An 11,923-nucleotide genomic window follows, 5' to 3' on the forward strand; every position below is an offset into this window, starting at 1 on the left:
AGAATAATGAAATGGATACCCGTATAACGACCCCTCTTGCCGTCAAACCGGCATCGTCGGCCGAGCTTACGCTCGAGCCGTCTATTTACCATTTCGGCGTTCGTTACGGCATGACGCCCAGGGAACGGGACGTGCTTCGGCTGCTCATCCTGTACGGATTTAAAAACGACGACATGGCCGGTATTCTCCATATCGCGGTCAAAACGATAAAAAATCATTTGGCATGCATGATGGGAAAGACGAGGACCCGCTCCAGCCGCGAGCTGCAGGCGCTCTTCCTCCGATTCATGATTCAGCAGTCAATCGAAAAAAAGCGGGTCTCGACAGAATCGAGACCCGCTCTTGGCGAATGGGACGCATGAACGAAGCGAACGGACAGGGGAGGCTACGTGAGCCGGCTGCGAGCTTCGCCCGGCTTCTGGACCGGCGCCTGTAGCGAGGAGGCGAGCTTCGGCAAGACGACTGTGAAGGCGGCACCTTCCATCGGACGGCTGTGCACCGACACTTCGCCGCCGTGAAGCTCGACGATTTTTCTGACGATCGACAGCCCTAACCCGCTGCCGCCGTTCACGCGGCTCCTCGCTTTGTCGACTTTGTAAAAGCGGTCGAACAAGTAGGGAAGCGATTGTTCGGCGATTCCGACTCCCGTGTCTTCAATGACTATCCGAAGGTGCCGTTCGTTCTCCGTCAGTCGAATCCGTACGGTTCCGCCTTCGGGAGTAAATTTAATGGCGTTATGAAGCAGGTTGATCCACGTCTGGCTAAGCAGCTCCTCGTCCGCTTCAATCGTCGCGGCCGGGAGGTCGACGTCCATTTCGAGCTTTTTGTCCCGCCAGATCGGCTCGATGGAGAGGACGATTTGCCGAAGCTGCCGGTCGAGACGGAACGATTTCGGTTCGAACGGATGATGATCGGATTCGAGCGAAGTCAGCTTGAGAAGATTGTCGCTCAGCTTCGACAGCCGCGAGCATTCCGTTTCGATAATGCGCAAGTAATGAAGCCGCGTTTCCGGCGTCAAATCCTCGCTCTGAAGCGCGCGCGCAAAGCCGCCGATCGAGGTGAGCGGAGATTGAAATTCGTGAGAGACGTTCGATATGAACTCCTGCCGCACTTTTTCCATATTGCTAAGTCCGCTGGCCATTTCGTTGAAGCTCTTGATCAATACGCCGAATTGGCCGCCATGGCGGGGATTCGAATCCAGCGTAACGGAAAAATCGCCTTTGGCCATGCGGCGCATCGCGTCCATCATCGAGATGAACAAATGCAGCTGATGACGGCCGGGATCGAAAATGACGCGGATGAGCGTCATCATGAGCCCGAATATGAACAGCATCAACACGACGGTAATCAGCTGCCGTCCGATCGTATGCCCCATCTCCGGAAACCAATAGTCGTAGACGAACGTCATTAGCCATTGCGCGAACAAATAATTGGCCAGCATGACGACGTATACCATCGCAAGGCCGAAGAACAACCATCTTTTGGGCCGAGCGGGGACTTTATCGTTCGAGCCCTCGACCTTGTTTCTAATTTGCGTGCGGAAATATTCCTCCTGAAAGGCCAGCATTCTCTCCCGGCGGGCCTCCCGCTTGTCACGAAACCGCTTCAGCAAGCTTTCTCCCGAACGTCGCCGGCTCATTCAAGCGCCTCCAATCGATAGCCAAGACCGCGTATCGTCGTTATTCGAATGCCGCTTCGTTCCTCCGGAAACCTTTCGCGGAGCCGCTTGATATGAACGTCGACGGTTCTTTCATCCCCTTCGTAATCGTATCCCCATATTTGTTCGATCAATTGTTCGCGGGAAAAGGTTTTGCCGGGGTAGCTGGCAAGCTTGAACAGCAGCTCGAATTCCTTCAGCGGAAGAGTAAGCCTGTCTTCGCTCGCCGTCACCTGAAAAGTTTGCCGGTCCAATTGCAAGTCTCCCGCCGTTACTTGCTGCGATATGGCGATTCGGTAACGCTTGAGCAGCGCCTTTACACGCGCAATGAGCTCAATCGGCTCGAACGGCTTCACCATGTAATCGTCCGTTCCAAGCTGGAAGCCTTTGACCTTCTGAGCCGTTTCTCCCTTGGCCGTCAGCATGAGCAGCGGCATATCGTACAGCCTCCGCAGCTCGCGGCAAAGCTCCCAACCGTCCATCCCCGGCATCATAATATCGAGGATGACCAAATCCGCCAGCGCGTTTTCCAGCAGGCGGAGCGCCTCGTCGCCGCTCTCGGCCGCTATCGCTTCGAACCCTTCGCGAACGAGGAAGACGGCGACCAGCTCGCGAATGTGCGGATCGTCGTCCACAATTAATATTTTAGTCATAACCGTTGTTCCACCCCTTATTGAGAGCTTGTCGATTGGTCGCGATAGCGAAGCTGCTGGGCGGCGAACTCGCGGTACAGCTCATGGGTCGCGACTAATTGCTCGTGCGTGCCTTGCCCGGTAACGACTCCCTTGTCCATGAAGACGAGCTGGTCGGCATCCACGACCGTGGACAGCCGGTGGGCGATGACGAGCGTTGTTCGTCCTTGCATGAGATTGTCTAGCGCTTCTTGTACGACAACCTCGGATTTGCTGTCGAGACTGGAGGTCGCTTCGTCGAGCATGAGAATGCGCGGATTGCGAAGCAGGGCGCGGGCGATCGCGATTCGTTGCCGTTGTCCGCCGGACAGCTTCATGCCCCGTTCGCCCACTTGCGTATCGAACCCTTGGGGGAGCTCGTCGATGAAGCCTTCGGCGTAAGCCATTCTCGCCACCTCGCGCAATTGTCCGTCGCTGACTTCGCGGTTTAAGCCGTAAGTGATATTTTCTCTGATCGTGCCCGCCATCAAGGGGCTTTCCTGGGACACATAGCCGATCTGGCTGCGCCAGGACGAGAGCGAATAATTGTCGATCGGATCAGCGTCTCCGTACAGAATACGTCCCGAAGTCGGCTCGTAATAACGTTCGAGAAGAGAGAACAGCGTCGTTTTTCCGCTTCCGCTCGGGCCGACGAGAGCCGTCACCTTGCCGGGAGCAATCGTGAAGCTGACGCCCTTGAGCACTGCTTCGTCGGTTCCTTCGTACTCGAACGTCAGATGGTCCAGCACGATTGGTTTATCGACGGAGGGGACGCTCGGTCCGGAATCAAAACGTTCTTCTTCCAATGCCAGCGTTACGATTAAATTATCGGATGCTCCCATCGCTTTTTGCAATTGAGTGAGGAAGCCGGTAATTTGACCGAGAGGCATAATAATTTGGATCAAATACAAAATGAAAGCTACAAGCTCTCCCGCAGAAAGAGCGCCGGACGATACCCGCAGGCCTCCGTAGCCGATGACGACGACAAGCAGCATCATCACGACCAAGCCCATAAGCGGGGCTATGAGCGCCTGAATCTTCGCTTCGCGGATACCGAGCTTGAACAGGTTCCCGATACCGGATATGCCGCGCTTGTATTCGACCGGCTCGGACCCGGACGATTTGACGAGGCGGATTTCGGACAGGACCTGCTGCAGCACCGAGGTAAAGTTCGCCGTCTCCTCTTGCATGCCTTTGGATATCGTGTACATTCGTTTGCCGAGCGGGACCAGAATGGCCATCGTGAGCGGAACCGCGATCAGAAGCACAAGCGTCATTCGCCAATCCAAAGAGAGCAAAATGACGACGGAGCCGATAATCGAGATGATTCCCGTAATGAATCCGGATAACTGATCGGAGACGACTTGCTTGATCACATTCGTATCGTTCGTGACTCTGCTGATCATCGCTCCGGTCTCGTTCTTATCGTAGTGGGAGACGGGGAGACCGAGAAGCTTGCTCCAAATCAAGTCCCTCAGCCCGCGCAAAATCCGTTGGCCGAACTGGTTGAACAGATAGATCGAGAAAGCTCCGGCTACGGTCTGTACGACAAAGGCTCCTGCAATAAGGGCGATTTGGAAGCCTTGCAAGCTGTTGAGCGAAAAGCCGTCGACCAAATCCTTCGTAAATAGAGGGACCAACAAACTGACGACCGTATTAATCAAGCTTAGCGCAAGGGCGACAGCGAACATTGAATAGGCTGGCTTCGCTCGGCGAATAAGCGCTAAAAAAGACTTCCAATCGCCGCCTCGGCTCGTCTGTCGACTGGTTTTCTCTGAATTGGAGTTCATCGCATGCACCTCTTTCCGTTCGTTTGCTGATTGGTTTCATTATGCCGAATGATGGTCTCTATGATGAACGATCGATATGAACGGAATATGAACGACTGCCGCCCGGCATGGTACAATGTAAAAAAGTTTGAATAGAAGACTAGATTGCGCCGGAGGGAACAACCAGCATGGAACAATGGAGCAACGAGCGGCTGTCGCGGCAGATCGCGTTCATAACGGAAATCGACAAGCTGAAAACGGTGCTCAGGCACAGCTATTTAATGGATGGATCGCGAAGGGAAAATACCGCCGAGCATAGCTGGCACGTCTCGGTTATTGCGATGGCGCTGCTGGAGCACGCGGGCGATCCCGCACCCGACTTGAATCGTGTGATTAAGCTGTTGCTTCTGCATGATTTGGTAGAGATCGATGCGGGCGACACGTTCGCCTACGACGACAAAGGCTACGCAGACAAGGAGGAGCGGGAAAATGCGGCGGCAAGACGGCTGTTCGGCATCCTTCCCGACGACCAACGGGACGAATGGCTCGCGCTGTGGCGAGAGTTCGAGGACGGCGTCACGATCGAGTCGCGATACGCGGCTGCGCTGGACCGACTTCATCCGGTCATTCACAATTATTATACGGGAGGCGTGAGCTGGAAGAAAAACGGGATCGTAAGAGCGCAGGTGATCCGCCGTCTTGACCCGCTTCGGACCGTATCGGAGCCGCTGTGGCATTTTGCGCTGGACATGCTGGAACGGGCCGTCGCTCTAGGCTTATTGCTGGACGATGAGGCCGCGGAGTAACTTCGGAACGATGAGGAAGGAGGCGGTCGCTAGATGCCGCATTTGATCGGGGATCGAATCGTACTCAGGGAATACCGTCGAGAAGACTTGGAGCCGATCCGGGCGTGGGTGAACAATCCGGAAATCGTCTGCCATCTGTCGGATATTTTTCTGTATCCCCAGGCGATGGATTCGACGGAAGCATATCTGGAATCGATGGTGGAAGGCAAGTCCGACTGCCTGGGCTTCGTCATAGCCGATCCGGCGGACGGAAGCTATATCGGTCAGATTAATCTGGACAGCGTCGACTGGAAAAACCGGGTCGGCAAAATCGGCGTCGTCATCGGCTCCGTTCGGCACTTGGGACAAGGCTTCGGCACCGAGGCGATGCTGCTTCTGATCGATTTCTCGTTCCGGGAGATGAACTTGAACCGTCTGGAGCTCGAAGTGTACGACTTCAACGACCGGGCGCGCAGCTGCTACCGGAAGTGCGGCTTCCAGGAAGAAGGACGGCTTCGCGAGCGCCAGTACAAAAACGGGCGATACGTGGATGTTATTCAGATGGGACTGCTTCGCTCGGAATGGGAGGCGCAAGGCCGGATACAGGGCGGGGGAGAGGATTGATACCATTATCCCTTTCGCTCAGTTCTGGCTGCATCTCAACCATAATCCGCTTCGTTCCGTGCTGGCATTGTTCAAAACTATTATCCCTTTCACTCAGAGAGGACCGGAAATAGAGTGATTTTTTCGTTCTATTTTTGAAGCAAAACGGTTTTTCGTTAGTATAAGGTGATTATTTCGTCTTATTGGTCGTCCATCTGCGAAAATCGGGCCATCATGCGCAGAATAAGGTGGTTTTTTCGCTTTATTTGCCAATTGAACAAACAAAGCAGGGGAATAAGACGATATTATCGCGCTATGAGTCCCGTGTCATCCACGATAATCGCACATTTATTACATAACAATAATTATGTAAACGAATCGACGCGAGGTCCAGGTGTATCAACTATCGGCACGAGGTCCAGGGGAAACCTGGATCTTTTTTTGAACATTTTTTAAACTTAATAGGGTGCTAGGTTTGGTATAATTCTCGTAGACTGCTAACATCTACAACATCATGAGGAGATCTGCGAGAATGGGCAAATGGGGAAAAGCAACCTTAACGGCATTAATTAGTTTGAGCATCGGCGCTTCTGTGCCGCAAGGCGCCTCGGAGGCCGCGGGCTCCAGCGCGGCGGCTAGTGCCTCAGTCGTTAACAAAGTGAATGTTCTATTGGACGATGTGGCACTTGGCTTCGACTCGGCGCCTCGAATCGAGAATAGCGTAACGATCGTTCCTTTTCGGACGTTGGCCGAGGCGCTTGGAATTAACGTGCAATGGGAGGAAAAGAGCCAGACCGTGACGGCAACCGGAACCGTTAACGGAAAAGCGGTCAAAGTCGTGCTCCGAGTCGGAAGCGCGACCGCGAGCGTGAACGGCCAGTCGATGAAGCTGCTTACAGCTTCTGTGAAGAGGGAAGGCCGCGTCCTGATTCCGCTTAATTTTTTCAGCACGCAGTTCGGAGCCGTCGTAGGCTGGGACAGCAAGACGCGAACCGTCTCGATCGTATCCCCGAAGCGGGAGATGCATTTGCGCTCGTTTTACGCGCTCGGCTCATTCAAGCAGCGAGGGCTTATCTCGTCGATGAATTCGGTCGCGTTCGGCTGGAGCCGCATCGATTCGAACGGCGAATGGGTGTTGGACGGAGCCGATTATAACTGGCCGGAAGCGGCCGGCGATATTACGCCGGAATCGATCGTCGCCGACGCATCCGCGGCGAAGGCCGCTCCGTATTTGATGGTCTATTCCGTCGACGGCAATAACGAGCTGACCCGCATGCTGGGCGATGCGAAGCTGCGAACGCGTTCTATCGATTCGATTACGAAGCTTGTGAAGGAAAAAGGGTTCGGAGGAGTCGTGCTCGATTTCGAAGGGTTGGGGCTAAAGCTCGATCCGTTGGGACAGCAGAAGCTTTTGAACGATTATGTAAGCCTTCTTGCGGATAAACTGTCTACAGACGGGGTCAAATTGTCGCTGGCGGTTCCGCCTCCCAACGGTTCCTACAAAGGTTACGATTACAAGAGATTGGCGGAGCTCGCCGACGACCTCGTGCTGATGGCCTACGATTACAAAGCGCCGGGCGCTCCGACCGCACCCGAGCCAAATGCCAAGGTTGACGCCGCTATCGCTCTTATGCTCAAAGCCGGCGTTCCCAAACAAAAGCTGCTTCTGGGCATCAACTTGAACAGCGAAACGCCGACGACGCTAGATGACAAGCTGGGTCTGGCTAAGCGTTACGATTTGAAAGGCGCGGCATTCTGGGCGCTTCGTTACTTCGGCAAAGAAGGCATGACCGAAGCGATGAACGCCTCGGTGACCAAGAAAGGTAATTAGTCAATACGCAGAATGGGACTTGCGCAGTAGAAAACGTCACTCTAATCGTTAACGTACGGGAGGATAGAAGCCGCGAATATGGAAATTATGACTCCGCAGCTGCTTTATCACGGTACGACGGATACGGTCGTCGCCGGCTTTCAGTCCAAGCTGCTTAACAGCAAGTATTGGAAGCCGGGCAGAGATTTCGGAGAAGGCTTCTATACGACGATATCCGCCGCTCAAGCTCGCAAATGGGCGCATCGTTCGGTGGATCGATCCGTAGAGCCCGCCAAGCCTTGCGTTCTGACCGTCGAACTGACGTCGATGCCGAAAAAATACGAGCCTCGCGTTTTTTTGTCCGAATCGCCGGCATGGTCGCAGTTCATTTTCGATCATCGTACGATCGCGATCAAGGGAGAAGATCCTTGCGATAAGCATCCGGATATTGTTATTGGTCCGATGGCGGACAACGACACTGGCAAAATCGTGCTGCAAGCGGTACAATTAAAGAAAGATGCCGATTGGTTCTACGATCAGATTACTCGCACCGGGAAGGGCAGACGACTGGATTCGCTCCGATTGGGCAATCAGGTTGTTTTTTCGTCGGAGCGATGGGAATCGTCCCTTCGGCTTGTCGGCTATTCTATATTCGCGGGAGGAAGGTGGATCTATCATGAAAACGCGAGTCAGATTGAATCTCTATGAGCGAAGCATCGTTGAACTGCTGTCGAGCGAATTCGGATATTCCGCCGGCGACGCCCGCGCTCTTGTCGTCAGATACATACAGGTGATCCGCAAGCTCGGAGCCTATGACAACAGCCGCGATCAGGCGGAAAGGCTTGCGGAAGCCGATGCCAAGAGCTATTCTCCGGAAGCATGGCTGGAGCGGCTGGCCGCAAGCGAACGCGAGCGCGCATACGACAAGGGCCTGCCGCACGAGAAGGGCACCATTTTCGCGAACGTCAGATAACAGGCTCTTCGGCCGACGCCTAACGGACTTTTTATTCCCTTCATCACTGTCAGCCGATCGATCGAAAATATTTCGTCATTTCGCGAATCATATATTGTCTTCCGATGGGACCCCAAGGGTCCCATTGTTTGCTGTCCGGGCAAAAAACCTTCTTTTCCCTTACCGCCTTCAATCGCTGCCAAAGCGGCTGCTCGGAGAAAGAAGCGATGTCGGCGGGTTCGCTCCAGATGAGCAGCAGATTGCTCGGATCCAAGGCGGCGAGCCGCTCCAGAGCGTTTCCTGCGTAAGAGACAAACTCCAATCCGTCGTCCGGACGGAAGCCCAGATCGCGATAGAACAGGTCGGATAGCGCATGTCCCGACCGCCCGTACATTCGACAATCTCCGGCCAGAAGCCGGACGATCGTCCATTTGCCATCCTTTGCAATCGACTCCAGCCGCTTGCGCCCCCATTTCTCTGTTTTTTTGACGTCTCGGACAACCTTTTCGGCTTCAGGTTCCTTGCCGATGCTTACCGCGACGTCCATCAAATAACGGTCCCAGCTATTGTGCGCGTCGATAATGACGGTATTGTTCGCTCCCAGCCATTCGACGTCGTTCGGATTATCGGGAAATTCGGTTTTCAGAATCAAATCCGGAGACAGCCGGAGAATATCGCGGGAAGACACCGTTTTCTCGGAATTGATCGGCATTGTGGCCGCCAGCCTATCCTGCAAATAGGAAGGAAAGCCCGAAGCGTTGCGGTAAAAAGTAGGAAAACCGGAAGCGGCGGACGGCTTGACGCCGAGCGACAGCAGATGGTCTTGGAGCAGGTGACCGCTTACGACGGCGATCTTTTTTTCGTATTTCTTCATATAAACGGTGGGAGGAATGCCTTCCCACTTTTTGAACAATCGGCTGAAATAGAGCTCGTCCTGAAATCCGATCCATTCCGCGACTTCCTTAAGCTTCGAACGGGGCTCGGCCAACATCGTCTTGGCGAGATCCAACCGTATTTGGGTCAAATAGGTTCCCGGAGTCATTCCCATGGCTTGCTTGAACGCCCGGCAGTAGGAGCTTGGCGTCAATCCGGCCATTCCCGCGAGTGCGGCCAGCGGTATCGATTCGGCAAAATGATCGTTCATATAATCGATTGTTCGCTGAAGCGACTCGGAGACGGCATCACGGCTTTCCTCATGCTCGTTTACCCAATCCAACATTTCGCATAACACCGCCTGCTTGCGATCGGAAGGCTCTTGAGAACGATCCTTCATGGCCGTGCGAAGCTTCGAGAGCAGCGCGGTCATATGGGAAGGGGAGCGCAACGGCGCGGCGAAGCCGTCGGCCTCGCGCTCAAGCCATGCGGCTTGAAGCCGCTCGCCGTCGCATTGAATAGACATCGTTCGGTATTGAACGAAATCGATGCAAAGCTCCGATTTGTCGTCTGCTTCGAGCTCGATTGTCGCAGGAGCTCCAAGCTTGACGCATAAATCCGGGCGAAGCGAATGTGCGTTGCCGTCGACGAGCAAGCGGCCGCGTCCCCCGGTTACGTAGAGCAAGGATGCGGAACGCAGCATGGCCGGCTTCAGGCGGGAGCCGGGGGAGTACCGATGAGATTTCAGGCTGATCGGCACGCGGTGAAAAGTCCGAAAGGTCGTATTCAAAAGCGGAGCATCCCTTCTTTTAAGGTGGAGGCACCTTTGATACAGTCTATTGAGAATTATTATCACGCTAATCTTATCAAAAAAATCCATTTGCTCGCAACCGAAAACTATGCACATATTGTCCATGCGAATCGGACAATTTCGTGTATAGCTACAGGCATTGCCGACGTTTAGAATGTTATTGATAATGATTATCACTATATAGAGAAGAGACGGAGGATCGGGATTGAAGAAGGGAATGCACCAGCGAGCGTCGGTATCCGCGATGCTTCTTCTAATAGCCGCGTTGTTGGTCGGATGCTCCTCTGAGGACGGCAACAAAGCGGAAACGGCTTCCAAGGCGGGAGAAAGCGCAGCGAAGGCGGATCCGTTCGCGGACGCCCCCAGTGTAGAGGTAGCCGATCTTCAGTCGGGACTCGCTCTCCTGAACGACATGGTTAAATCGTTCAAGCAATCCGTCGAGTCGGACGATGCCGGCTCGCTGACGGAACTGACAGGCCAAATGTCCGGGGTGTGGGTCAAGATCGGAACGGAAGTAAAAAGCGGCAATCCTCAGCTGTTCGAGTCGGTTAACGACTTGCTGGCAAAGCTTGCGGAACAAGCTCGCTCCGACAAGCCGGATAGGGATGCGTTAATCGAGCAGTCCTATTCGCTCTACCAACAAATTCGCGATGCCAGGAAACAATTGCAGGTCCAATAACATACGAAAAGGCAAGGTGCCCCATTTATGAATTTCTCAACGAAACGACTATTCGGTCTTTTTCTCGCAATTGCGCTCGTTTTTTCCATAGTGCCTCTATCCGTCGCAGCGGCGAAATCTCCCATTACCGTTAAGCTCGACGGCAAAACGGTCGAATTCGGTGTCGCTCCTCAATCTATCGGCGGACGCACCTTCGTGCCTTACCGAGCGCTTGCCGAAAAATTAAAAGCAACCGTCAAGTGGAACGAAGCGGCCAAAAAAGCGACGATCGTCAAAGGAAGCAAGACAATTGAGCTTACGATCGGCAGCAAGACGGCTAAGATCAACGGCAAATCGGTGACGCTTGACGCGGCTCCCGTGACGAAGAGCGGAACGACGCTTGTGCCGCTGCGCTTTGTGGGCGAATCTCTCGGCTTATGGGTAACGTGGAACGCGGCTGCTTCGACAGCAAATCTGGAAAGCACGAGAACGATCGCCCATGCCATGGGCACAACGAAGCTGGATCACGTGCCGGAGCGAGTCGTTGTCCTCTTCAACGGCATGGTCGACATTTCCGTGCTGCTCGGAGTGAAGCCGGTAGGCGCGGTCGAATCTTATGTGCAGCAGCCTTTCTACTATTACTTGCGCAGCTCCATGACCGGCGTAACGGTTCTCGGCGACGAGACGCAGCCGAACCTGGAGGCTATCGTCAGCCTGAAGCCCGACATTATTATTACGACCAAAGAAAGACATGAGAAAATTTACGACCAGTTGAACAAAATCGCTCCGACGATCATGACGGAAAAGCTTGCCAATTGGCAGGACAACCTGAAGATCGCATCCAGAATCTACAATAAAGAAACGATTGCGGACGCTTTTCTGGCCGATTGGAAAGATCGCGTAGCCGATTTCAAGCAAAAAATCGGTTCCCGCGCGAAAAACACCGAAGTATCGCTTATCCGGTTCAACGGCGGCACGACCGCTCGCGCTTACCAAGCGGGCTTCGCTTACAACATCTTCAAGGAGCTCGGCTTCTCGTTCCCTAAGCAGCAGGTTGCGACAGGCAAGGAGTTCATAACGGTCGAAACTCTCGAGCAAGTATCGATGCTGGACGGAGACGTTATTTTCGACTTCACGACGGATTGGACGGAGGACGGAAGCATCACGAAAAACCAATCGACTTGGCTCGCTAGCCCGCTGTGGAAAAATCTCGGCGCCGTCAAAAACAAAAAGTACTACAAAGTAAACGTCGTCACCTGGAACATGTCCGGCGGAGCGATGGCGGCCAAAGAATTGCTTGACGATCTGTATTTCTACTTCGATCTGGACTAATA

General features: G+C 54.0%; 12 protein-coding genes. 8 read left to right on the top strand and 4 right to left on the bottom strand.

The window, feature by feature from the left end; all coding sequences use genetic code 11:
- Positions 1 to 11 precede the first annotated feature (11 nt).
- The gene (locus tag D3H35_RS05035) at positions 12 to 362 is read left to right on the top strand and encodes a response regulator transcription factor (RefSeq protein ID WP_119148031.1); all 351 of its coding nucleotides are present in this window, start codon (positions 12 to 14) and stop codon (positions 360 to 362) included.
- A gap of 23 nt (positions 363 to 385) precedes the next feature.
- Here D3H35_RS05035 and D3H35_RS05040 read toward each other — a convergent pair whose 3' ends face one another.
- From D3H35_RS05040 to D3H35_RS05050, 3 genes are read right to left on the bottom strand one after another with little or no spacing between them, the layout of a single operon-like run.
- Positions 386 to 1,639, bottom strand: a complete 1,254-nt coding sequence (locus D3H35_RS05040) for a sensor histidine kinase (RefSeq protein WP_119148032.1) — start codon at positions 1,637 to 1,639, stop codon at positions 386 to 388.
- Complete coding sequence (locus tag D3H35_RS05045; protein WP_119148033.1) at positions 1,636 to 2,310, bottom strand: response regulator transcription factor; 675 nt, start codon at positions 2,308 to 2,310, stop codon at positions 1,636 to 1,638. The genes D3H35_RS05040 and D3H35_RS05045 overlap by 4 nt, the downstream gene beginning before the upstream one ends.
- Before the next feature lie 17 nt (positions 2,311 to 2,327).
- The gene (locus tag D3H35_RS05050; protein ID WP_119148034.1) at positions 2,328 to 4,118 is read right to left on the bottom strand and encodes an ABC transporter ATP-binding protein; all 1,791 of its coding nucleotides are present in this window, start codon (positions 4,116 to 4,118) and stop codon (positions 2,328 to 2,330) included.
- A gap of 167 nt (positions 4,119 to 4,285) precedes the next feature.
- Between D3H35_RS05050 and D3H35_RS05055 the strand changes: the two genes are divergently transcribed.
- The 5 genes from D3H35_RS05055 to D3H35_RS05075 all read left to right on the top strand — a co-directional run bounded on the left by D3H35_RS05055 (position 4,286) and on the right by D3H35_RS05075 (position 8,268).
- Positions 4,286 to 4,903, top strand: coding sequence for an HD domain-containing protein (locus tag D3H35_RS05055; RefSeq protein ID WP_119148035.1), 618 nt, complete (start codon positions 4,286 to 4,288; stop codon positions 4,901 to 4,903).
- A 33-nt stretch (positions 4,904 to 4,936) separates the two neighbouring features.
- Entirely contained in the window at positions 4,937 to 5,506 is a 570-nt protein-coding gene (locus D3H35_RS05060) for a GNAT family N-acetyltransferase (protein ID WP_119148036.1), read from the top strand.
- Between the two features lie 511 nt (positions 5,507 to 6,017).
- A complete protein-coding gene (locus tag D3H35_RS05065; protein WP_119148037.1) occupies positions 6,018 to 7,316 on the top strand; it encodes a stalk domain-containing protein in 1,299 nt (432 codons plus the stop codon).
- Positions 7,317 to 7,394: 78 nt separating this feature from the next.
- Positions 7,395 to 8,003, top strand: a complete 609-nt coding sequence (locus tag D3H35_RS05070) for a DUF3990 domain-containing protein (protein WP_119148038.1) — start codon at positions 7,395 to 7,397, stop codon at positions 8,001 to 8,003.
- Positions 7,972 to 8,268: a hypothetical protein gene (locus D3H35_RS05075; protein ID WP_147355743.1), complete on the top strand. Its 297-nt coding sequence runs from the start codon at positions 7,972 to 7,974 to the stop codon at positions 8,266 to 8,268. The genes D3H35_RS05070 and D3H35_RS05075 overlap by 32 nt, the downstream gene beginning before the upstream one ends.
- Positions 8,269 to 8,317: 49 nt before the next feature.
- Here the strand turns inward: D3H35_RS05075 and D3H35_RS05080 are convergent, their stop codons facing one another.
- A complete protein-coding gene (locus D3H35_RS05080; protein ID WP_158593951.1) occupies positions 8,318 to 9,910 on the bottom strand; it encodes a helix-turn-helix domain-containing protein in 1,593 nt (530 codons plus the stop codon).
- A gap of 226 nt (positions 9,911 to 10,136) precedes the next feature.
- On the opposite strand from D3H35_RS05080, the gene D3H35_RS05085 reads away from it, so the two are divergent.
- Positions 10,137 to 10,610, top strand: a complete 474-nt coding sequence (locus tag D3H35_RS05085) for a hypothetical protein (RefSeq protein WP_119148041.1) — start codon at positions 10,137 to 10,139, stop codon at positions 10,608 to 10,610.
- A 27-nt stretch (positions 10,611 to 10,637) separates the two neighbouring features.
- Entirely contained in the window at positions 10,638 to 11,921 is a 1,284-nt protein-coding gene (locus D3H35_RS05090; RefSeq protein WP_119148042.1) for a stalk domain-containing protein, read from the top strand.
- Positions 11,922 to 11,923 lie beyond the last annotated feature (2 nt).

This window comes from Cohnella faecalis, from assembly GCF_003570905.1.
Taxonomy (GTDB): domain Bacteria; phylum Bacillota; class Bacilli; order Paenibacillales; family Paenibacillaceae; genus Cohnella; species Cohnella faecalis.